The sequence below is a fragment of the Pseudosulfitobacter pseudonitzschiae genome (assembly GCF_002222635.1).
In the GTDB taxonomy this organism is placed as follows: domain Bacteria; phylum Pseudomonadota; class Alphaproteobacteria; order Rhodobacterales; family Rhodobacteraceae; genus Pseudosulfitobacter; species Pseudosulfitobacter pseudonitzschiae_A.
This window is the reverse complement of sequence record NZ_CP022415.1, coordinates 1,068,602-1,090,810: the sequence shown is the minus strand read 5'-3', so window position 1 is coordinate 1,090,810 and position 22,209 is coordinate 1,068,602. Positions and strand designations below refer to the sequence as shown.

Genomic DNA, 22,209 nt, shown 5'->3' with positions numbered 1-22,209 from the left:
ATTTCAGGGTTTGTTCACCAATAGATGCCAAAACCGACAGGTCCGTTTTCCTGTGTGTCGAGGCTTCTGGTGAATGATCTGATTCTGTCCTCCCCCCTGTCCGGCCTGCCTGCTGCCTCTGGGCCGCAGGTGTCCGGCGCACCCGTCCAGCTAAGCCGCCGCGCCAAGGCTGCCGTTGTCGTGCGCCTGTTGCTGAACGAAGGGGCCGACATCCCGCTGGAAGATCTGCCCGAAGAATTGCAGGCCCACCTGACCAAGGCGATGGGCCAGATGCGCACCGTCGACCGTGACACCCTGTCTGCCGTGGTATCCGAATTCGCCGAAGAGGTTGAACGCATCGGCCTGCGCTTTCCCGGTGGTATCGCGGGGGCACTGAACGCGCTGGACGGCAAGATCAGCCCGCAAACCGCCGCGCGGCTGCGCAAAGAGGCCGGCGTGCGCCAGACGGGCGACCCTTGGGCACGCATCCGCGAGATCGGGGCGGAAAAACTGTTGCCGGTGCTGCAAAGCGAAAGCATCGAAGTTTGCGCCGTGGTGATGTCCAAGCTGGAGGTGAAAAAGGCCGCTGGCCTGCTTGGCATGCTTGCGGGCCCCCGCGCGCGCCAGATCACCTATGCGGTGTCGCTGACCGGCTCTGTCACGCCTGACGCGGTGGAACGCATCGGCCTGTCGCTGGCGATGCAACTGAACGCGCAACCGTTGGGGGCCTTTGCCAGCGGGCCGGTAGAACGCGTCGGCGCGATCCTGAACTCCTCAACCTCGGTCACCCGCGACGACATGCTCGAGGGGTTGGACGAGACCGATCAGGGCTTTGCCAATGCGGTGCGCAAGGCGATCTTTACCTTTGCCAACATCCCGCAACGCATCGCCCCCCGCGATATTCCGCGCGTCCTGCGCGAGGTTGATCCAGCCGATCTGTTGGTCGCAATGGCCGGTGCCGAGGCTGCGGGCATGAAAGCCTCTGCCGATTTCATTCTGGAGAATATGTCGGGGCGTATGGCCGATGCCCTGCGTGAAGAAACGCAGGAGGCACCGGCCCCCAAACCCGTCGATCACGACGCGGCCACCGCCAATATGGTCGCCGCCATCCGCAAGCTGGAGGCCGAGGGCGAATTGATCCTGATGGCAGAAGAGGAAGATTAGGCCGCTGCGTCCGCTCTGGACAGGGCGCGCACCCGCCCTTAAGCGCGGGGGATGAAGATGCCTCACACCGCCGCCAACCCCGCCCGCGCCATCTTGCTGGCCGTTCTTGCCATTGCCTGTTTTGGCGGCATGGATGCCAGCGTCAAGGCGATCAGCCCGCTGACCGGCACTGTTCCCGCGCTGTGGGCGCGCTATGGCGGGCAGATGCTGGTGGTTCTGATCCTTGTGGCCCCGCGTCTGCGCACTGTCGCACGCAGCGCATACCCCAAGCTGCAAATCGCGCGATCCTTGCTGCTGATGATCGCCACCGGCTTTTTCTTTACCGCTCTGGGCCAGATCGGACTGGCCGAGGCGACCGCAGTCATGTCGCTGAACCCTGTTCTGATCACCCTTGGCGGGGCGTTGTTTCTGGGCGAGGCATTGGGCCCGCGCCGTATCTTTGCCATCGCCGCCGCCCTGATCGGTGCGCTGATCATAATCCGCCCCGGATCGGATGTGTTTGCACCCGCCGCGCTGTTGCCGCTGGGTTCGGCTGTGTGCTTTGCCGCGTATACGCTGATCACGCGCCGCCTTGGGTCGGACGAGGATGTGTGGACATCGCTGTTCTACACCGGGCTTGTCGGCTCGGTCGTGATGAGCTGTCTTGTCCCCTTCCACTGGACCCCGCTGACGCCGACATCGGCCATCTTGATGGTGATGATCGGCTGCTTTGGCACTGCCGGACAGTTGATGCTGATCCGCGCCCTGTCGCAGGCCGAAGCGGGGCTTCTGGCGCCGTTCAACTATACCGGGCTGGTATTGGCCGTGCTTTGGGGGCTGCTGTTATTCAACGAATTCCCCGACGTGTGGACGCTGGTCGGTGCGCTTGTGATCGTGGGGGCAGGTCTATATGTCTGGCATCGCGAAACCCGTCTGGCGCGTGCGCCGGCCCTGCCTCAGGTGTGATCCGCCCATGCCCAAAGCCGACCCATCGACCATGCCGCTGCGTGAACGCGCCGGACACTATATTTCCAACGCGATCATCTACACGCTGATCCGCGTGGCGCTGGTGCTGCCCTATGCCACGCGCGTGGCGCTGCTGGGCGGGCTGGTGGAACGCGTGGTTGGGCCACTGGTGGGCTACCGCCGCCGCGCCGAAGCCAACCTTGCTCTGATCTTTCCCGAAATGCCCACCCTCGAACGGCGGCGTATCGCGCGGGCCTGCCTGAACAACGCAGGCCGCAGCATCATCGAGAATTATTCATCGCAAGAGTTCCTGAAACGCATGGACAGCCAGCCGATCAGCGGCGCAGGGTTTGACGCATTGCGCGAAGCTGACGCCGCCGATCGTCCGGTCATTCTGGTGACGGGGCATTTTGGCAACTACGAAGCAACGCGCGCAGCACTGGTGGCACAGGGTTTTGCCGTGGGCGGGCTGTACCGCGACATGGCCAACCCCTATTTCAACGCCCATTACGTCAAAACGATGCAGGCCTTTGGCGGCCCCGTCTTTCCGCAAGGGCGGCGCGGCACGTCCGGTTTCGTGCGTCATTTGCGCGGTGGCGGGCAGTTGGTGTTGTTGTTTGACCAGCATGTGTTCGAAGGCACTGTGCTGGATTTCATGGGCCAGCCTGCAAAAACCGCGCTGTCAGCGGCAGAGCTGGCGTTGCGGTTCAATGCGCTGCTGATCCCGTTTTACGGCATCCGGCAGGACGACGGTCTTAGTTTTGAAACCGTTCTGGAAGCACCGATCGCGCATTCCGATCCCGAAACGATGACGCAGGCGCTGAACGACAGCCTTGCCGTCCGGGTACGCGAGCATCCCGAACAGTGGTTCTGGGTGCATCGCCGTTGGCGGGCCTACAACGCCTGAGCGTGCAGTCAGGTGCCAGCCTCTGCTGTAATATCGGAACAAAGATCAGCGCAGCGCGTCAGCCGCTAAAATGGCGCCATGCGCTCCCAGTTGGATCAACACAACCAAAGGCGCGTCGCCAGTCACCCGTGTGCTCATCGCCAGATCGCTGCTGCCGTCCCACGTGTCCAGAACCTGCCAGTCATGCGCGACATTGGCGTATTGCAACGTCATCCCCGCATTTTCACCCCGGGTTATGCTGGTCTCGGTCATTGGGGTATAACGCACCAGCTGAACCGTCATCTGCCCCGGCGCGCCCGTAGTCTGTGCAGAAATGTTCAGCACATCCCCATCGCGTGTAATGCCCAGCGTCACAGGTGACGCAATAGCCGCATGTTCGGCAATAACCTCGGACAATTCCATCGGGCGTGCGCCGACGATGTCGGTCTGTCCGTTCACAACCATTTGCGGCGTATAGATCGACCGACGGTGCGCTGCGGCGGCATAACCGCGTTGGCGATCAGCATAGGCGGGAACGGCCAGTTCGTCCTTCCAACCGATATAATCCCAGTAATCCACATGCAGCGCCAAAGCGATCACGTCATCGCGGCGGGCCAGTTCTGCAAAAATCCTGTCTGCGGGCGGGCAGGATGAACAGCCCTGCGAGGTAAACAGCTCGACCACCACAGGCGATTCTGCGGCACCGGGCGTGGCCACGGACAGCAACGCTGCAGTGATGACAGACAGGACAGATTTCATGAATTGGGTACCTTTGGGTCTTTGGATGTTGAATACACCTAACCATGCGGCCCTGTAATAACCAATCAAGCTTTGTTGAAACCCTGCGATGGACCGTGCAGGATAGCGCCCAAAGCGCCAGTTCCGTGTGCGGCTCTTAACTTTCGGTACACAATGGTATACTAAATGCTAGAAACCTGTTGATCCGAGCTGCATTTAAATGCAAATCAGGCGCGAAGACTGCCCCCTGCCACCTGCCCTGCTCGATTGGGGCACAATAAGCCAAAGGAGCCACCCATGCCCATCACTGTTGGCCATGATACGTCCAAAACCCGCAAGACACTGACCGTGGGCGACCAGTCGGTTGCCTATTATTCCATCCCCGCCGCGACCGAAGCAGGCTTGGGCGATTTTTCGAAGTTGCCCGCCGCGTTGAAAGTGGTGCTGGAAAACATGCTGCGGTTCGAAGACGGCAAGACCGTCACAACCGACGACATCAAGGCATTTGCCGAATGGGCGACCAAAGGCGGCAACAACCCGCGCGAGATCGCCTATCGCCCGGCGCGCGTTCTGATGCAGGATTTCACAGGTGTGCCGGCCGTGGTCGACCTTGCCGCGATGCGTGACGGTCTCAAGGCATTGGGCGGCGACCCTGAAAAGATCAACCCGCTGAACCCTGTCGATCTGGTCATCGACCACTCGGTGATGATCGACGAATTCGGCAACCCGCGCGCGTTCCAGATGAACGTCGACCGCGAATACGAACGGAACATGGAACGCTATGTGTTCCTGAAGTGGGGCCAGAAGGCGTTTAACAACTTTCGCGTGGTGCCCCCCGGAACCGGCATCTGCCACCAGGTGAACCTTGAGTATCTGGCGCAGACCGTCTGGTCGGACGTTGATCAGAACGGCGAAACCGTGGCCTATCCCGACACGCTGGTCGGCACCGACAGCCACACCACAATGGTCAACGGTGCCGCCGTTCTGGGCTGGGGCGTGGGCGGCATCGAGGCCGAAGCCGCAATGCTGGGTCAGCCGATCTCGATGCTGATCCCCGAAGTTGTCGGGTTCGAGCTGACAGGCCGGATGATGGAAGGCACCACAGGCACCGATCTGGTGCTGAAAGTTGTGGAAATGCTGCGCGAAAAAGGTGTGGTCAGCAAATTCGTCGAATTCTACGGCGAAGGTCTGGATCACCTGCCGCTGGCAGACCGTGCAACCATCGCCAACATGGCACCGGAATATGGTGCCACATGCGGGTTCTTCCCGATCGACGACGAAACCCTGCGCTACTTGCGCAACACCGGTCGTGAGGAGGACCGCATCGCGCTGGTCGAAGCCTATGCCAAGGAAAACGGCATGTGGCGCGGCGCGGACTATGCGCCGGTCTACACAGACACGCTGCATCTGGACATGGGCGAGATCGTGCCCGCCATCTCGGGCCCCAAACGCCCGCAGGACTATATCGCGCTGACATCGGCCCATACTGCATTTGCCGAATACGTCAACGGCCTGCGCGGCGGCACCGATGCTTCCGCAAGTTCGGAAGTGCGTTGGGAAGGTGAAGGCGGACAGCCCGAACCCAACGACATTCCCGGTGACGAGGGCAACCACAAGCGCGGCTACGTCAAAACCGACGATGGTCACTACCAGCTTCACGACGGGTCCATCGTGATCGCCTCAATCACCTCGTGCACCAACACATCCAACCCCTATGTGATGATCGGTGCGGGTCTTGTGGCCCGCAAAGCCCGCGCCTTGGGTCTGACCCGCAAACCTTGGGTCAAAACATCGCTGGCCCCTGGCTCGCAGGTTGTGTCGCATTATCTCGAAGCTGCCGGTCTGCAAGAAGATCTGGACGCCATCGGCTTCAACCTTGTCGGCTATGGCTGCACCACCTGCATCGGCAACTCGGGCCCGCTGGACCCGGAGATCAGCAAGGCGATCAACGACTATGACCTGATCGGCACCTCGGTCCTGTCGGGCAACCGCAACTTCGAAGGCCGGATTTCGCCCGACGTGCGCGCCAACTATCTGGCGTCGCCGCCGCTGGTCGTAGCCTATGCGCTGGTCGGTGACATGAACGTGGATCTGGCGAACGGCGTCTTGGGTCAGGATCAGAACGGCAATGACGTCTACCTGAAAGACATCTGGCCCACCACGCATGAGGTGGCTGAACTGGTGGAACAAACTGTCACCCGTGCCGCTTTTCAGGACAAATATGCCGACGTCTTCAAGGGCGATGAAAAATGGCAGGGCGTCGAAGTGACGGACAGCATGACCTATGACTGGCCGCCGCAATCGACCTATGTGCAAAACCCGCCCTACTTCCAGAACATGAGCAAGGAGCCGGGCGTGATCACCAACATCCAGAACGCCAAGGTACTGGCCGTTCTGGGCGACATGATCACCACCGACCACATCTCGCCTGCCGGTTCGTTCAAGGAAAGCACGCCTGCCGGTCAATATCTGGTGGAACGTCAGGTGCCGGTGCGCGAATTCAACTCGTACGGCAGCCGTCGCGGCAACCACGAGGTGATGATGCGCGGCACCTTTGCCAACATCCGCATCAAGAACGAAATGCTGGACGGCGTCGAGGGCGGCTATACCAAGGGCCCCGATGGCGAACAGACCTCGATCTTTGACGCGGCGATGGCCTATCAGGAAAACGACACGCCGCTGGTGATCTTTGGCGGCGAACAGTACGGCGCGGGTTCTTCGCGCGACTGGGCGGCCAAGGGCACGGCGCTGCTGGGCGTCAAGGCCGTGATCGCGGAAAACTTCGAGCGTATCCACCGCTCGAACCTTGTGGGCATGGGCGTCATCCCGTTCGAGTTCACCGGCAGCGACACCCGCAAGTCGCTGGGTCTGACCGGCGAGGAAACCGTGTCGATCAGCGGTCTGGACACCATCAAGCCGCTGCAGGAAGTACCTTGCAGCATCACGATGGCGGACGGTACGGTGAAAGACATCAAGATCAAGTGCCGCATCGATACGGCAATCGAGATCGAATACATCGAACACGGCGGCGTCCTGCACTATGTGCTCCGCAACCTTGCCAAAGACGACGCTATCGCGGCGGAATAGTCCCCGCGCGATAACATTTCGGAAAAGCCCCCGCACGCCTTGCGTCGGGGGCTTTTTCATGGCCGGATCACGAAGAGGATCGTCGGGGAGAGACTTTCAATGCGCACGGTTCTGGTTACGGGTGCTGCGCGCGGCATCGGACGCGCCATCGCGGCCAATTTGGCCGTCGATCACGCAGTTGCCATCACCCACAACACCACCCCGCCCGATGCGTTGCTGGCGGATTGGCCTGCGGTTCACGCCCTCCATGCCGACCTTGCCGAACCGGCCAGTGCTGCGCGGGTGGTCGACGCGGTCCTCGCAAAGTTCGGCAGGCTGGATGTGATCGTGAACAACGCAGGCGCCATTGAAATGGACGATGGCAACGCGCACCTGAACCACACGGTGAACGTGGCCGCCCCGATAGCCTTGCTTGACGCCGCTTTGCCGCAGCTGACCGCAGGGGCATGTGTCATCAACATCTCGTCGGTCAACGCCACCCTGCCCGCCAAGGGTGCCGCCGCCTATTCCGCCAGCAAGGCCGCGCTGAACCTGTGGACACGTGCAATGGCCAAGGAACTGGGCCCGCGCGGCATCCGTGTCAACGCAGTGGCCCCCGGAGCCATTGAGCGCAGCGAAAGCCCCCGCCCACCCGAACTGGTAAAGGCATTCGTCGACATGACCGCACTGGGCCGTGCAGGTGTGCCCGAAGACATCGCAAAGGTGGTGCGTTTTCTGGCATCGGAGGCAGCGGGTTTCATCACCGGAGAGGTCATTACCGTGTCGGGCGGATACAGGCTTTGACGCGCGCGCACAGCTTTAGGATTTCTTCAGCCCTGCCCTTTTCATCCTCTACGAATTCCACCATTCAAGCGGTTATATCTCAACCCATAAGAGAAAAGGAAAGCCGTCATGCTGAATGCGATTTCGCGGCCAATGGTCCGTATCGTCGACCGTTATCTGCCCGATCCCTTCGTCTTCGTCGTCGTTCTGACATTGGTTGCAGGGCTTGCTGCTGTGGGCATCCAAGGCAGCAGCCCGCTTGAAATCATAGGCTTTTGGGGTGACGGGTTCTGGTCCCTGCTCAGCTTTTCGATGCAAATGCTTCTGGTGCTGGTCACGGGCTATATGATGGCCTCGACGCCGCTGGTCAAACGCGGCCTGCAGGTGCTTGCAGGCCTTGCCAGCAGCGCAGGCGGGGCGATCTTGCTGGTCAGCGTCGTGTCACTGGCAGCAAGCTGGATCAACTGGGGTTTTGGCCTTGTGGTCGGTGCGCTGTTCGCCAAAGAACTGGCCCGCCAGATCAAGGTGGACTACCGGCTGCTGGTGGCTTCTGCCTATTCAGGGTTCATCGTCTGGCACGGCGGGCTGGCCGGATCAATCCCGCTGTCCATCGCCACCGAAGGACATCCCTTTGCCGATCTGGCAGGCATCATTCCCACATCGCAAACCATCTTTTCCATCTATAACCTGATGATCGTGGCGGCCCTGTTCGTTGCCGTACCGCTGGTCAACCGCGCAATGATGCCGTCACAGGCCGACAGCGTTTACATTGATCCTGCACTGCTGGAAACGGACGAGCCGACGCCATCCGAAAACCGCAGCCCTGCCGAGTTTCTGGAAACAACGCCGGTTCTGTCGATGCTGATCGGGGCCGCAGGCGTGGCATGGCTGATCCAGCATTTCGCAGCGGGCAACGGGCTGTCGCTGAACGTCATCAACTTCTTGTTCCTGACGCTGGCTATCTTGCTGCACGGCACACCGCGCCACCTGCTGAACGCCCTGAACGATGCCGTCAAAGGTGGCGCAGGTATCGTGATCCAGTTTCCGTTTTATGCAGGGATCATGGCGATCATGGTGCAGACCGGACTGGCCGCGACTGTCTCGCAGGGGCTGGTGGGGCTGGCATCAGACACAACCCTGCCGTTCTGGGCGTTCCTGTCGGCGGGCATCGTCAAATTTTTTGTTCCGTCAGGCGGCGGGCAATGGGCGGTTCAGGCGCCGGTGATCCTGCCCGCAGCCGAAGCCCTTGGCGCGGATCTTGCGCGGGCGTCTATGGCTGTGGCTTGGGGCGATGCGTGGACCAACATGGTGCAACCCTTCTGGGCGCTGCCGATCCTTGGCATTGCGGGACTGCAGGCCAAGGACATCATGGGGTTCTGCGTAATCCATCTGGTCATCACGGGGGTAATTATCGCCCTTGGACTGACCTTTTTGTAACGACTCAATCTGCCTGCGCGGCTTCCAGTGCAGGCAGAAACCGCTGTTCGTAATCGCTGCCCACCAGCGGGCCGACAAACCGAAACAGCACAGTGCCGTCGCCATCTACGATGAATGTCTCAGGCGGGGCGGTCACACCCCAGTCGATGCCGGTACGCCCCGCAGGGTCAAAGGCAACTGCGGCAAACGGATTGCCATCATCCTCCAGATAGGACGTCGCGGTGCCCTTTTGGTCCTTGTAGTTCACGCCGATGATCGTCAGCCCGTCTGCCTGCATTTGCAACAGGCGCGGATGCTCGGCGCGACAGGGCGGGCACCAGCTGGCCCAGAAGTTCACCAGCGTCACCTCGCCTTGCGCAAACATATCCGGCGTGACACCGGGATAATCCGCAAGCGTTTCGGTGGTGATCGCTGGCACCGGCTGCCCCACCAGCGTCGAGGGCAAGCCCTCGGGGTCATCACGGAACATGCCGAACGCGGCCAGCGCCACAAAGGCGGCAAAGACCAGGGGCGGTGCGATCATCATGGGCGACAGTCTAGGCATCGGTGCGTTCCCTGGCTTCGGCGTGCTGCATCTCGGCGCGCACGCGGCGTCCGCGCAGCAGCGTGGCAATCACCAACGCCACCAGCAAAGCAGCGGTCGCGCCATAGGCGGACCACACCGCAACGGCATATTTGCCCAACTCTGGCATCATACCCCTGCCCCCCGACCCTGTCGTTGATCGTAACGCGCCCGCAATGCACGGGTGCGGCGCACGCGAATCTCGGTGCCGGTCCGATAGAGAACCAGCGCCAGAAACAGCAGGACAAAGCCCGCAATGCACACCAGCAGCGGGAAATAAAACACATCCGCCACGTTTTCTTCCTTGTCCAGCGACAGCGACGCGCCCTGATGCAGCCCCTGGTTCCAGAAGTTGACCGCATAGCGCGAGAGCACCGCAAAAACCGAACCCACAAGACACAGAACCGAGGTCAGATCGGCAGCGGTGTCGGGGTCTTCGATTGCGGACCACAGCGCCATATAGCCCAGATAAAACAAAAACAGGATCAGAAACGAGGTCAGTCGCGGATCCCACGCCCACCACGTGCCCCACATCGGCTGGCCCCAAACAGCACCGGTGATCAGCGCGATCAGCGTCATCGTCACACCCACGGGTGCCGCAGCCCGCGCGGCCAGCGCGCTGACATGGTGGCGACGGATCAACCAGACCAACGAGGCAACCAGCATCATGAACCAGCCGTTAATCGCCATCAGCGCCGCAGGAACATGGATATAGATGATCTTGACGGTCGACCCTTGGCGGTAGTCATCGGGCGTGCCGAAATACCCCCACGCCAGCCCGCCGATCAGACACAGCGCAGCCAACGCCCACAGCCACGGCAGAACCCGTTCGCTGAGGCGCAGAAACTTGACCGGATTGGCATATTCCCACAATGACATGGCGTTTTCCTAATGGGTTCGGCGCACGGGCTCAATCCCCGTCGCACGGCTGCGGCAATGCGCTCACCGCAAGTTGACGCGCAGGACGGCGGCACTGGCAAAGGGCATCAGCGCCAGCACACCCGCGCTGATCCCCGCCAGCATCAACAGCGGGGTTGCGGCGTCCAGTCCGGCGGCACTGCGCCGCGCGGCTTCGGCGCCGAAAATCAGCGTGGGCACATAGAGCGGCAGCACCAGCAGCGACAACAGCAACCCGCCGCGTTTGATCCCCACGGTCAGCGCCGCACCAAAGGTGCCGATCACCGACAGCGCGGGCGTGCCCAGCAACAGCGACAACACCAGCCCGCCGTAGCCCGCTACAGGCAGGTTCAGCAGCACCGCCAGCACAGGAGCAGCCACCACCAACGGCACCCCCGTGGTCAGCCAGTGCGCCAGCGCCTTGACGCTCAGCGCCGCCTCCAGCGGCAGCGGGGCAGTTGCCAGCACGTCCAGCGTGCCATCCTCGAAATCCAGCGCCAGAATACGGTCCAGCGACAGCAGACAGGCCAGCAATGCCGCCAGCCACAACACGCCCGCTGCGATGCGCCCCAGCAATTCGGGTTGTGGCCCCACGCTGAACGGCACCAGCACCACGACAATCAGGAAAAACGCCAGCCCAAGGCCAAAGCCGCCCCCCGCCCGCAGAGCCAGACGCAGGTCGCGCACCAGCAGCGCCCTCACAGAAACGCCTCGTCGCTGGCACCCAGTCGTGTGGCCTCATGCGTCACGCGAAACGGAGAGACATCCAGCACCGCCGCTTCCAGCCCCAAATCAATATGCGTGGCAATCAGCGCCATGCCGCCCGCCGCCAGATGCGCGTGCACTGCACCCGCAAACAGCGCCACAGCGTCTGCGTCCAGTGAAACGGTTGGCTCGTCCAGCACCCAGATTTCGCGGCCCGTGACCAGCAACCGCGCCAACCCCAGTCGCCGTTTCTGCCCCGCCGACAGCGTGCCCGCCAGACGATCCGCCAGCGGCGTCAGCGCAAAGGCCGCCATCGCCTGTGCCACGTCCCGCGTGCCAAAAACCGCCGCCCAGAATATCAGGTTCTCGGTTACAGTCAGCATCGCCTTCAGCCCGTCGGCGTGCCCCGCATAGGCGATGCGATCCTCGGCGCCCGTCACATGGCCGGCCAGTGCGGGTTGCAGACCGGCGATGGTGCGCAAAAGCGTGGTTTTGCCCGACCCGTTCGGTCCGCGCAGCACTAGCGCCTGACCGGGTGACAGCGACAGGCTGACACCTGCCAGCACCGGCACGCCACCGCGCGCCACAGACAGATCGGATACATTCAATTCCATCAGGCAGACCTAGCGGATGCACACACTTGCGGAAACCCCTTTCAGCGGGGCGACCACATCTGCCCGCGCCGCCCTCTCAGACGGGCAACATCGCCAGCGCAATGCGGCGACCTTCGCTGAGCAGTACATTATAGGTGCGCGCCGCTGCGGGTGAGGCCATCACCTCGACGCCGACACCGGCCTCTTCCAGTTGGGTGCGCAGACCAGTGGGGATGTGGGCAATTTCGGCACCGGTGCCCATAAATAGCACATCAATCCGGCCCGCCAGCGCCAGCAGCGCCTCGGGGGCATCATAGCCATCCCAGATTTGCGTGCCATCCGGACCAGTCAGCACTGCGCCCTGAAACACTTCGCCGCCGATGCGGAAAAAGCCGGGGCCATACCCCTCGACGGGCTTGGCGTCGTTATAGGTCACTTCATTCAGACGCATCTTAATTCCCCCAGACAGGCAGGCCCATAATGGCCGAGCTTGCCACAACCACATAGGCAACACTACGGTATATGCCAGCTTTATCCGGGTTGAAAATGGCAGCGCCGATCATATTGCCGATCATCGACGGCACCGCCAAAAGCAGACCAATCACCACAGGCAGCCAGACCAGATCGCCGCGCAGGGCAAGCACTCCGACCAACAGGAAATCAAAGGCGAACAAATAAAGCAGCACATTCGCCCGCACCACCGCCACCGGCAGTGCGCTGGCCATATAGAACAGAATCACCGGTGGCCCCGGCACGCCACTCAGGCCACCCGAAAACCCCGCCAGCGCGCCGATGCCCCCCACCAGCGGCGGTGTCAGCCGACCGTGATAGCGCAGCCCCAGCGCCAGACAGGTAACCAGCGCCAGCGACAGGATACACACAAGATAGCGGTATGTTTCGCCCGACATCAGCGCCAGCAGCGCCAGCCCCACGGGCAACAGGCAGATGGTGCCCAACAGCAGCAACACCAGATCGCTGCGGTGCGCCTGACGCAAGGCGCGTGGCACGATGGGCATCGGCCCGAATACGTCCAGCATCACCAAGGAAAGGATCGCCCAGATGGGCGGCATGACCTGTGCTGCAATCGGCAGATAGATCATTGCGGTGCCAAAGCCGGAAAAACCGCGCACGATCCCTGCGATCAATGCACCGCAGACCAGCAGCCAGAGGCCCGGCAAAGCCAGAGCCTCTGACAGGATATCAGGCATCGATGTTGGCAAACTGGTTGCCGGTATTGCCGTCCTGTTTGGTCCAATCGCGCTTAACGCCCAGATACAGCAGGATGGTCGAGGCGACAAAGATCGACGAATATGTCCCCACAACCACGCCCCAGATCATCGCAAAGACGAACCCGCGGATCACGTCGCCGCCAAGCACATAAAGCGAGATCAGCGCCAGCAGCGTGGTCAGCGATGTCATCAGCGTCCGGCTGAGGGTTTCGTTGATCGACAGGTTCAACACCTCTTTCAGCGGGCGCTTTTTGTACTTGCGCAGGTTCTCGCGGACACGGTCAAATACCACCACCGTGTCGTTCAGCGAATAGCCCACGATGGTCAGCAGTGCCGCGATAATCGCCAGATCGAACCGTATTTGCAGCTCTGAAAACACGCCGATGGTCAGGATCACGTCATGTACAAGGGCCGCAACAGCGCCCAAAGCAAACTGCCATTCGAACCGCAGCCAGATATAGACCAGCACCGCCCCGATCGCGAGAACCACAGCCAGCACAGCCGTCTGGATCAACTCGCCCGAGACCTTTGGGCCCACGGATTGGACCGAGATAAACTTGATATCCGGCACTTGTTCTGCCAGCGCCGCTTCGACTGCCTCGATGGTCTGCGTGGTCACGGCTTCCTGATCGTCTTGGGCCTGAATACGCACCATCGCAACGTTCTGGTCGTCGCCAAAGCTGGGATCGAACACTTCGGTGATCGAAACGTCACCCAATTCCAGCGTCGCAATCGCATCGCGGTACACTCCGATGTCCACCGGTTGGGTGCTTTCGGTGCGGATCGTTGTGCCGCCGCGAAAGTCGATGCCGAAGTTCAGACCCTGTAACAGGAACGAACCAAAGCCGATTACAACCATCAACGCAGAAATGCCCAGCCACATCTTCCAGCGACCAAAGAAGTCAAATTGCGTCTCGTCGGGAACCAGTTTCAAACGCATATCAAACCTCGATCTGCTTGGGGCGGCGGCGTTCATACCACATGACCACCATCAACCGCGTCACGAAAACGGCGGTGAAGACGGACGTCAGGATGCCCAGACCCAGCGTGATGGCAAAGCCGCGCACCGGGCCAGAGCCCATGACGAACAGGATTACGGCGGTAATGAATGTGGTGATATTGGCATCCAGAATGGCGCTGAGTGCTTTTTCATAGCCAAGTTCGATCGCCCGTGCAGGCCCGCGTGCCGATTTCAGCTCTTCGCGGATACGTTCGAACACCAGCACATTGGCGTCCACCGCCATACCGACCGTCAGAACGATGCCCGCAATGCCCGGCAGGGTCAGCGTGGCGCCAATGGTGCTGAGCAGCCCAAAAATCAGCGCAATGTTGATGATCAACGCGATGTTGGCAAATAGACCGAACAGCCCGTAGCAAAGCACCATGAAGATCAGCACAGCGGCAAAGGCCACTGCCGTGGCAAGTTTGCCCGCCTCGATGCTGTCCTGCCCCAATTCGGGGCCGATGGTGCGTTCTTCAAGAAAATTCATATCGGCAGGCAACGCCCCGGCCCGCAACAGAACCGCCAGCTTTGTGGTCTGTTCGACGTTGAAGCGCCCTGTGATAATCCCCGACCCGCCGGGAATATGGCTTTGGATCACGGGGGCACTGACGACTTCGTTATCCAGCACGATGGCAAAGGGGCTGCCGATGTTTTCAGCCGTATAATCGCCAAAACGCCGAGCGCCGGTAGAGTCAAAGCGGAAGCTGACCGCAGGGCCGCCGTTCTGGTCAAAGGTCGGCTGCGCGTCCACGAGGTCTTCACCCGAGACGACAGCAGCCGTTTCGATCACATAGAACATGCCCTGTTCGTCCAGCGACGGCACCAGCTTTTCACCCGGCCCCACGGATGTGGCGCCATCGGTTGTGCGGGTCACGACGGGGTTGAACGTCAACTGGGCCGTAGTGCCCAACAGTGCCTTCAATTCACCGGCAGAACCGATGCCCGGCACCTGAATCAGGATCCGGTCAGTGCCCTGACGCTGGATCGTGGGTTCGCGCGTGCCGACCTCGTCGATGCGGCGGCGCACGATTTCCAGCGATTGCTGCATGGTGCGTTCGTCGGTGGCCTGTTTTTCGGCGTCGCTGAGGGTTACGGTGATCAGATCACCCTGCCCGCTGGCCACGATGTCGCTGGAACCCGCACCGGTCAGTGTCTGAACGGGCCGTGCCAGCCCGCGCACGATCTCAAGCGCGCGGGGCATGCCCGCCGGTTCGCTGATGCGAATACGCAGGGTGCCCGGTTCGGAATCTTGCAAACGGATGGTGCCCACGGAGGCCCGCTCGGGGCGCAGCGCATCGCGGATTTCGGGCCAGCTGGCCTGCATCCGTGTCTCGTAGACATCCGCTACCTGTACTTCGGCCAGCAGATGCGCGCCGCCGCGCAGATCAAGCCCGAGATTCACAAGGTTCGACGGCATCCATTCCGGCCACTGCCCGGCAATTTCCTGATTTTCAGGGGTATCGGCACCGGCCTCGATGGCGGCGACCGCATCATTCGACTGCTCGACCCGCGTGTAAAACGCGTTCGGCAATGCCAACAGCAAACCAAGGGCAATCAGGCCCCAGATAAACAGCCGTTTCCAGAAACCGATTTGCAGCATTTACTTGGCTGGCTCGGTTTTCGAGATCACTTGCGCGATCGTGCTTTGGACAACGCGCACTTTTACGCCATCCGCCACTTCGATCTCGACTTCGTTCTCTTCCTTGACCTTGATCACTTTGCCGATGATGCCGCCCTGGGTCACGACCTGATCACCCCGGCGCAACGCCTGAACCATGGCCTGATGTTCTTTGACCTTTTTCTGCTGCGGGCGGATCAACAGGAAATACATGATAGCGAAGATCAGGATGAGGGGAACGAACTGGCCGAGTTGTTGCATGTAGATTGGTCCTTTTGGGCGGCCTTCATCGGCCTGATGTCGATTTTGGCAGAACCTATGGGTGGCTTGGCATGTGTGCAAGGTGCTTATGGCACTTATCTGCGGCATCTCGACCCGTTTCGGGCCATCCAGAGGCTACCTTTCGGGGGCGCAATGGGTCATAAGGCGCGCACCGACTCAAAGCTGACACATTGCTCAGAGGAACAGACCATGCACGATATCCGCGCCATCCGTGAAAATCCCGCCGCTTTTGATGCGGCCCTTGCCCGCCGCGGGGATGCGCCGGTATCTTCGGATCTGTTGTCGCTGGACGAAGCGCGCCGTGGCAAAATTCTGGCCGCTGAAACCGCGCAGGCCGAGCAGAACAAAGCCAGCAAGGAAGTAGGCGCCGCCAAAGGACGCGGCGACGAAGCCGAGTTCGAACGCCTGCGCGCACTGGTGGCTGCCAAAAAAGCCGAGATCGCCGAGATGAACGATGCGGCCAAGGCGCTGGATGCGCAATTGACCGACAAGCTGGCGCGCATCCCCAATCTGCCCGCAAATGACGTACCCGACGGCGCAGACGAGGCCGACAACGTCGAAGTGAACCGCTGGGGCACGCCGCGCAGCTTTGAGTTCACCCCGCGCGAACATTTCGAGCTGGAAGGCGTTGCACCGTCGATGGACTTCGAGACCGCCGCAAAAATTTCCGGCAGCCGGTTTGTGTTGTTGTCGGGCGCAGTGGCGCGCATCCACCGTGCGCTGGCGCAATTCATGCTGGACACCCACGTAGACGTGAACGGCCTGACCGAAACGAACACCCCCGTTCTGGTCAAATCCGACGCTATGTACGGCACCGACAAGTTGCCCAAATTCGGTGAAGACAGCTATCAGACCACTGATGGCAACTGGCTGGTGCCCACATCCGAAGTGCCGCTGACCTATATTGCCGCAGGCGAAGTGATCGACGAACGCAACCTCCCGCGCCGCTACACCGCGCACACGCTGTGCTTCCGCTCGGAAGCGGGCAGTGCGGGGCGTGACACATCGGGCATGTTGCGCCAGCACCAGTTCGAAAAGGTCGAGATGGTCAGCGTTACCTTGCCCGCAGAATCGGACAACGAGCAAAAGCGGATGCTGCGCTGCGCCGAGGATCTGCTGGAGCGGCTGGGCATTCCCTATCGCACTGTGATCCTGTGCACCGGCGACATGGGTTTTGGCGCGCGCCGGACCTATGACATCGAGGCGTGGTTGCCCGGTCAGGATGCCTATCGCGAGATCAGCTCGGTTTCGACCACGGGTGATTTTCAGGCCCGCCGCATGAACGCACGGTTCAAGCCAGCAGACGGCGGCAAGCCGCAGTTCGTGCACACGCTGAACGGTTCGGGTCTGGCAGTCGGGCGCTGCCTGATCGCGGTGCTGGAAAACGGCCAGCAGGCGGACGGCTCGGTCGATCTGCCGCAGGTGCTGGCACCCTATCTGGGCGGCAAGACCAAGCTGGGCGCAGACGGTACGCTGATCTAGTCCGGAAACATCCCGAGCAAGCTGTGCGGGCGGTAATCCGTACGCCCGCGCAGCCGCGCATAGGTGGATGAGTGCATTTCCCATGTCTGCTGTGGCCCGTCGCGCCAGCCGTTCAGCTTGTCCCACAGCCAGCCGGTTTTTCCCCCAAGCTCGTCCGTATCCACCAGCGCATCCACGTCCACATGGGGAAAGCGCACCCCGTCTTTCTGTTTCAGCACCGTGGCCCCTTCGTAAATCCATTGCAGTGGAAAGGCTGACAACTGCTGCACCCGAGCGCTGCCGCCGACCACGCTGTGGGTGCCGACAAACCAGACCTGCTGGTATTTGCGCGTAGGTCCGGTGTCGCCTTTGTTCAGGCCTGTTTTGCCGCCCTGATCGTCCAGATTATCCCATTTCGCAGGCCGGTAGAACAACCGCCGTTCGTCCACCGCCAGCGCATGGCGGGCGCTGCGCACAAGGCTGGACAGGGCCATATCGTGAAATTTGTACTGCTTGTTCCAGAGCGATGCGACAAAACCAAAAAGGGCCACCGGCACGCCGCGCGCGCCAACCGTGTCCCAGACGCCGATATACGCAATGTTGACCAGTTCCGAGCCGTCATTCCGCCAGTCGAGATCCTCTTGCGAGGTGGCAAATTCAGGCGACAAAGCGCGGCGTTCGCGCAGGATGTGCGGTTTGTCCGGATGATTGCGTTTTCCGGGCATGCGGTAGAGTTTAAAGGCGGCATTGATGCCATCGGGCGATGTGTCCGTGACAATGCCGCACTTGCGGATCATTCCGCCCACGGACCGCGCGGTGAACGCCCCGCGCGAAAAGCCAAAAAGGTAAATCTCGTCTCCGGGCTGATAGACCTGTGCGATGAACTGATAGGCCTGCTTCACTTTGGCGTCCAAACCCCAGCCGAATATCCCGCCCCCCCATTTATTAAAGAACTTCCTGACCGGCCCGTCAAAACGCTCGTCGGTGCCAATCCCCTTGAAATAAGCCGAGACCTGCCCCTGCGCGGGGTCGCTTATCAACGTGTGATGCAGCTTGTGAACGCTGGTGGGTTCTTCGATCGTGGGTGAATTCCACGTGCCATCGCAGAAAATGGCGATACGGGTCATGGGATTAATCCTTGGCAGTGCAATGAAACGGCTTAGGTGAATAGGTAACAACATTAACTTTCTCGTTAGAAGTGTAAATATCATGCCCCTCGCCATCCTTGTTCTGATCCTCAGCGTCGCCTTTGCGGCCTCGCCCTTGCTGGTGCCGGGGTTCGGCGGATTTGATCCCGATCAGTTCCCGATTTCGCAAGACAACCCGCCGGTGCAGCCTGCGGGCTATGCGTTTTCGATCTGGGGGTTGATCTATGTCTGGTTGATCGTCAGCGCCCTGTTTGGCCTGAAACGCCCGACGGAATGGGCCGGTATGCGTCCAATGTTGGCGCTGTCGCTGGCCGTCGGGGCCACATGGTTGCCTGTGGCGATGCTCAGCCCTGTCTGGGCGACCATCCTGATCTGGGTGATGCTGGTGACAGCACTGATCGCCCTGTTCCGCACCCCGCAGCTAGATGGTCTTTGGGCGGCGTGGCCCGTGGGGCTTTATGCAGGCTGGTTAAGTGCAGCGTCTTGCGTGTCGCTGGGCCTGCTGGCGGCAGGCTATGGCTGGATGACCGAAAGCACCGCAGCCTATGTCTTTGTGGTGCTGGCAATCCTGCTAGCGATGGGGGTGCAGACATGGCTGGCCCGCGCACCAACCTACGGTCTTGCCGTGATCTGGGCACTGATTGCGGTTGCGGTGCAGAATTGGGGTACCAGCGACACAGGTGTCGGATGGTTGGCGTTGGTGGGGGCCGTGGCGATGGTGGTGCCAATGGTGCGCAGCGCACGTCTGTGACGACGTGCGCTGAGAGGTCGCAGCATCAGCTGCTGCGACGACCGTCGGTGTGTTTGCGCAGCTTGGAGGGCGGCGCCTTTTTGCGGCCCTTGTAGGGGTTCGAATCGTTCTGCCCGCGCATATACAGACGGATCGGCGTGCCCGGCATGTCGAAATCAATCCGCAGCGCATTTACCAGATAGCGCGAATAGCTTTCCGGCACCTTGTCGGGGTGCGAACACATCACCACAAACCCCGGCGGCCGCGTTTTGGCCTGCGTCATATACCGCAACTTGATGCGTTTGCCCTGCGGCGCGGGAGGCGGATGTGCCTCAACCATGCCGCTCAGCCAGCGGTTCAGCGCGGCAGTAGGCACACGGCGGTTCCACACGTCATAGGCTTTCATGATAGCAGCGTGCAAACGGTCCAGACCACGGCCCGTTTTGGCCGAAACAGTGATCAACGGCGCGCCGCGCAATTGTGGCAGCAGCCGCTCGAAACTTTCCTTCAGGTCACGCAGCTTGTCCTGCTTGTCGTCCTCGATGTCCCATTTATTCACCGCAATGATGACCGCACGTCCTTCGCGTTCGGCCAGATCGGCGATGCGCAAATCCTGTTGTTCAAAGGGAATCGCCGCATCCAGCAGCACAACCACAACCTCGGCAAACTTCACGGCTCGCAGCCCGTCACCGACGCTGAGTTTTTCAAGTTTGCCCTGAACCTTGGCCTTTTTGCGCATACCGGCGGTGTCGAATATCCGCATCGGTACAGGCACACCGTCATCACCCGCCCAGTCGATCCGCAACGAGATGGCGTCGCGGGTGATGCCTGCCTCGGGGCCGGTCAGCAGACGTTCGTCACCCAGAATCTTGTTGATCAGCGTCGACTTACCCGCGTTGGGGCGGCCCACAACGGCCACTTGCAGCGGTTTGGCATTGGTGGGCACCGGCACGACATCCATGTCGTCCTCGTCCTCATCCAGAATCACGTCGACTTCGGGGGCATCTTCGGCGGCGCGTTCGGCGAATTTATCGGCCAGCGGCATCAGATGGGTGTACAGATCGTTCAGCCCCTCGCCATGTTCGGCAGACAGGCGGATCGGTTCGCCCAAACCAAGGCTATAGGCCTCGATTACGCCGGCATCGGCGGCAGAGCCTTCGCCCTTGTTGGCGGCCAGAATCACATGGGCCGAGCGTTTGCGCAGGATTTCCGCGAACACTTGGTCGGTGGGGGTGACCCCTGCCCGCGCGTCGATCATGAACAGGCAGATGTCGGCCATGTCCACGGCACGTTCGGTCAGCTTGCGCATCCGTCCTTCCAGGGATTCGTCGGTGGCCTCTTCCAGACCGGCGGTGTCGATCACGGTAAAGCGCAGGTCGGCCAGACGGGCCGCGCCTTCGCGCAGGTCGCGCGTCACACCGGGTTGGTCGTCGACCAGCGCCAGACGCTTGCCCACAAGGCGGTTGAACAGCGTGGACTTGCCCACATTGGGCCGCCCCACGATGGCGAGGGTGAAAGACATGACAGTCTCCGGTTCAGGTCAGGCGCGTGGATGCGCGCCCCAAAGAGCACGCCCTAGCGCAATTCCGCATCAACGGAAAGCGTGCAATTGCCCGTTGCGGCCGACAACGTACAACGTACCACCCGCGACCACGGGTGCAGTGGTTGCGCCACCCGGTATTTCAGCGGTGCCGACAAGCGCGCCACTGACCGGATCAAAGCTGCGCAGCAGACCATCGGACGAGGCGACGCGCACGCGACCACCAGCCACAACGGGGCCATTGTGGGCATAGACTTCCGCGATTTTCTTGGGGCGGTCCTTGACGTAATTGGGCAAACGGGTGCCCCAGATACGGCTGCCATCAGAGGCATCAAGACGCACCAGCTCGTTGCGGTCGGTCACCGCAAAGATGCTGCCGCCAATGGGGTACATCGTGTCGATCGCGCCATCGTTGGCAGTCCACTGGCGCATACCCGACACAGCATCAAGCGCCACCATACGGCCCGCCTGATTGCCCGCATAAACAGTATTGCCAACTACAACAGGTGTACCGGTGACATCATCCACCTTCGACAGAGCACGGCCCGGACGTTCACCCAGCACCGACGCATCCCAGCGGCGCAAACCACCCTTGCGGAACACCGCCTGCAACTCGCCCGAGCCAAAGGCGAAAATCGCCAGTTCATCGGTCAGTGCGGGAGCAGGGGCGCCCAGAATATTCGACACCGACGTCGGTCCCGTTACCTGCCAGCTTATGCGGCCCGTTTTGGTATCAATCGCCCAACCTGTGTCGTCTCCGGCCATCAGATAGACCAGATCGCCATAAACCGTGGGCGCACCAGAGCCTGTAGCATCCAGTTGCTGGGTCCAGCGCACGCCACCGTTGGTGGTGTCCAGCGCAGTCAGCACGCCATAGCCGGAGGACACATAAAGCGTGCCATCCTTGACGGCCAGACCGCCACCGGTGGCATCGCCCGCATCATCGCGTTCGGGGCGCACATCAGCCTGCCAAAGGGTTTCGCCCGAAGTGGACGTGGCCGTGACGGTCGATCCGCTATCAAGGGTAAAGATACGGCCCGCGTCCACCACCGGATCGGCGGTAATGCGCTGGCGACGGCTGTCGCCCTGACCGATGTTGGCGCTCCAGATTCGTTGGGGCGCTGCTGACAGGGCCGGATGCACGGTGCGATAGGCAGGTGTGCCGATGGAATGTGTCCACGACCCGTTGTTCTGCGCCACAGGCAGCGAAATCGCCTGTGTGGTGTTTTCCGGTGCAACCGACACATCAAGATCGGCAGGATCGGGGTTTTGCAACACCGACCGGACAGGCTCGCGTTTGCCGGCCAGAATGGTTTCGGGCTCGTTACACGCGCTTAGGATCAGGCTGCCGCCAAGGGCCAGAGCCAAAGGCAAACGCGCCGCGAAAATGGGTTTCGATCTCATGGCTCTGCTCATTGTCGTTTCTGGTCCCGAGGCAAATTA

Annotated in this window: 22 protein-coding genes; 8 read left to right on the top strand and 14 right to left on the bottom strand. The window is 61.3% G+C overall.

All coding sequences use genetic code 11. The annotated features are described in order from the left end of the window. Positions 1-78: 78 nt before the first annotated feature. The 3 genes from SULPSESMR1_RS05220 to SULPSESMR1_RS05210 are packed head-to-tail and all read left to right on the top strand — an operon-like array spanning position 79 to position 2,995. Positions 79-1,143: a flagellar motor switch protein FliG gene (locus tag SULPSESMR1_RS05220; protein ID WP_421086569.1), complete on the top strand. Its 1,065-nt coding sequence runs from the start codon at positions 79-81 to the stop codon at positions 1,141-1,143. 57 nt (positions 1,144-1,200) lie between these two features. Then, positions 1,201-2,088 (top strand): DMT family transporter, encoded by an 888-nt coding sequence (locus tag SULPSESMR1_RS05215; RefSeq protein WP_089422165.1) that lies wholly within the window; start codon positions 1,201-1,203, stop codon positions 2,086-2,088. 7 nt (positions 2,089-2,095) lie between these two features. Beyond that, positions 2,096-2,995, top strand: coding sequence for a lysophospholipid acyltransferase family protein (locus tag SULPSESMR1_RS05210; protein ID WP_089419862.1), 900 nt, complete (start codon positions 2,096-2,098; stop codon positions 2,993-2,995). 45 nt (positions 2,996-3,040) lie between these two features. On the opposite strand, the gene SULPSESMR1_RS05205 is transcribed toward SULPSESMR1_RS05210, so the two are convergent. Beyond that, positions 3,041-3,733, bottom strand: a complete 693-nt coding sequence (locus SULPSESMR1_RS05205; RefSeq protein ID WP_089419861.1) for a DUF1223 domain-containing protein — start codon at positions 3,731-3,733, stop codon at positions 3,041-3,043. A 276-nt stretch (positions 3,734-4,009) separates the two neighbouring features. Between SULPSESMR1_RS05205 and acnA the strand changes: the two genes are divergently transcribed. The 3 genes from acnA to SULPSESMR1_RS05190 all read left to right on the top strand — a co-directional run bounded on the left by acnA (position 4,010) and on the right by SULPSESMR1_RS05190 (position 8,998). Beyond that, on the top strand, positions 4,010-6,799 hold the full coding sequence (gene acnA, locus SULPSESMR1_RS05200; RefSeq protein WP_089419860.1) for an aconitate hydratase AcnA: 2,790 nt from the start codon (positions 4,010-4,012) through the stop codon (positions 6,797-6,799). A 99-nt stretch (positions 6,800-6,898) separates the two neighbouring features. Next, on the top strand, positions 6,899-7,582 hold the full coding sequence (locus SULPSESMR1_RS05195) for an SDR family NAD(P)-dependent oxidoreductase (protein ID WP_089419859.1): 684 nt from the start codon (positions 6,899-6,901) through the stop codon (positions 7,580-7,582). Between the two features lie 108 nt (positions 7,583-7,690). Then, on the top strand, positions 7,691-8,998 hold the full coding sequence (locus SULPSESMR1_RS05190) for a short-chain fatty acid transporter (protein WP_089419858.1): 1,308 nt from the start codon (positions 7,691-7,693) through the stop codon (positions 8,996-8,998). 4 nt (positions 8,999-9,002) lie between these two features. Here the strand turns inward: SULPSESMR1_RS05190 and SULPSESMR1_RS05185 are convergent, their stop codons facing one another. The 10 genes from SULPSESMR1_RS05185 to yajC form a co-directional block, all read right to left on the bottom strand. After that, positions 9,003-9,542 carry a DsbE family thiol:disulfide interchange protein gene (locus SULPSESMR1_RS05185; protein ID WP_089419857.1) on the bottom strand — a complete coding sequence of 180 codons (540 nt, stop codon included), beginning with the start codon at positions 9,540-9,542 and terminating at the stop codon, positions 9,003-9,005. Next, entirely contained in the window at positions 9,535-9,693 is a 159-nt protein-coding gene (ccmD, locus tag SULPSESMR1_RS05180) for a heme exporter protein CcmD (protein ID WP_198362856.1), read from the bottom strand. Before ccmD ends, SULPSESMR1_RS05185 begins: the two co-directional genes overlap by 8 nt. Continuing rightward, positions 9,690-10,439 carry a heme ABC transporter permease gene (locus tag SULPSESMR1_RS05175; RefSeq protein ID WP_089419856.1) on the bottom strand — a complete coding sequence of 250 codons (750 nt, stop codon included), beginning with the start codon at positions 10,437-10,439 and terminating at the stop codon, positions 9,690-9,692. Before SULPSESMR1_RS05175 ends, ccmD begins: the two co-directional genes overlap by 4 nt. A gap of 63 nt (positions 10,440-10,502) precedes the next feature. Beyond that, on the bottom strand, positions 10,503-11,159 hold the full coding sequence (gene ccmB / locus SULPSESMR1_RS05170; protein ID WP_089419855.1) for a heme exporter protein CcmB: 657 nt from the start codon (positions 11,157-11,159) through the stop codon (positions 10,503-10,505). Next, a complete protein-coding gene (gene ccmA / locus SULPSESMR1_RS05165; RefSeq protein ID WP_089419854.1) occupies positions 11,156-11,776 on the bottom strand; it encodes a heme ABC exporter ATP-binding protein CcmA in 621 nt (206 codons plus the stop codon). The genes ccmB and ccmA overlap by 4 nt, the downstream gene beginning before the upstream one ends. A 76-nt stretch (positions 11,777-11,852) precedes the next feature. After that, positions 11,853-12,206 carry an Mth938-like domain-containing protein gene (locus SULPSESMR1_RS05160; RefSeq protein ID WP_089419853.1) on the bottom strand — a complete coding sequence of 118 codons (354 nt, stop codon included), beginning with the start codon at positions 12,204-12,206 and terminating at the stop codon, positions 11,853-11,855. Position 12,207: 1 nt separating this feature from the next. Then, positions 12,208-12,963 (bottom strand): sulfite exporter TauE/SafE family protein, encoded by a 756-nt coding sequence (locus SULPSESMR1_RS05155; RefSeq protein ID WP_089419852.1) that lies wholly within the window; start codon positions 12,961-12,963, stop codon positions 12,208-12,210. Then, on the bottom strand, positions 12,956-13,924 hold the full coding sequence (gene secF / locus SULPSESMR1_RS05150; protein ID WP_089419851.1) for a protein translocase subunit SecF: 969 nt from the start codon (positions 13,922-13,924) through the stop codon (positions 12,956-12,958). The genes SULPSESMR1_RS05155 and secF overlap by 8 nt, the downstream gene beginning before the upstream one ends. 1 nt (position 13,925) lies before the next feature. Beyond that, a complete protein-coding gene (gene secD / locus SULPSESMR1_RS05145) occupies positions 13,926-15,587 on the bottom strand; it encodes a protein translocase subunit SecD (protein ID WP_089419850.1) in 1,662 nt (553 codons plus the stop codon). Beyond that, positions 15,588-15,866, bottom strand: a complete 279-nt coding sequence (gene yajC / locus SULPSESMR1_RS05140) for a preprotein translocase subunit YajC (protein WP_089419849.1) — start codon at positions 15,864-15,866, stop codon at positions 15,588-15,590. Positions 15,867-16,076: 210 nt separating this feature from the next. Here yajC and serS point away from each other — a divergent pair, with 210 nt between their 5' ends. Continuing rightward, on the top strand, positions 16,077-17,369 hold the full coding sequence (gene serS / locus SULPSESMR1_RS05135; protein WP_089422163.1) for a serine--tRNA ligase: 1,293 nt from the start codon (positions 16,077-16,079) through the stop codon (positions 17,367-17,369). Here the strand turns inward: serS and SULPSESMR1_RS05130 are convergent. Beyond that, on the bottom strand, positions 17,366-18,475 hold the full coding sequence (locus SULPSESMR1_RS05130; protein ID WP_157728966.1) for a DUF2235 domain-containing protein: 1,110 nt from the start codon (positions 18,473-18,475) through the stop codon (positions 17,366-17,368). The two genes, serS and SULPSESMR1_RS05130, sit on opposite strands and share 4 nt — an antisense overlap. An 82-nt stretch (positions 18,476-18,557) precedes the next feature. Here SULPSESMR1_RS05130 and SULPSESMR1_RS05125 point away from each other — a divergent pair, with 82 nt between their 5' ends. Next, a complete protein-coding gene (locus SULPSESMR1_RS05125) occupies positions 18,558-19,247 on the top strand; it encodes a tryptophan-rich sensory protein (RefSeq protein ID WP_089419848.1) in 690 nt (229 codons plus the stop codon). Positions 19,248-19,272: 25 nt separating this feature from the next. On the opposite strand, the gene der is transcribed toward SULPSESMR1_RS05125, so the two are convergent. Then, on the bottom strand, positions 19,273-20,748 hold the full coding sequence (gene der, locus SULPSESMR1_RS05120) for a ribosome biogenesis GTPase Der (protein WP_089419847.1): 1,476 nt from the start codon (positions 20,746-20,748) through the stop codon (positions 19,273-19,275). A 69-nt stretch (positions 20,749-20,817) separates the two neighbouring features. After that, complete coding sequence (locus SULPSESMR1_RS05115; RefSeq protein ID WP_089419846.1) at positions 20,818-22,170, bottom strand: PQQ-like beta-propeller repeat protein; 1,353 nt, start codon at positions 22,168-22,170, stop codon at positions 20,818-20,820. Positions 22,171-22,209: the final 39 nt, after the last annotated feature.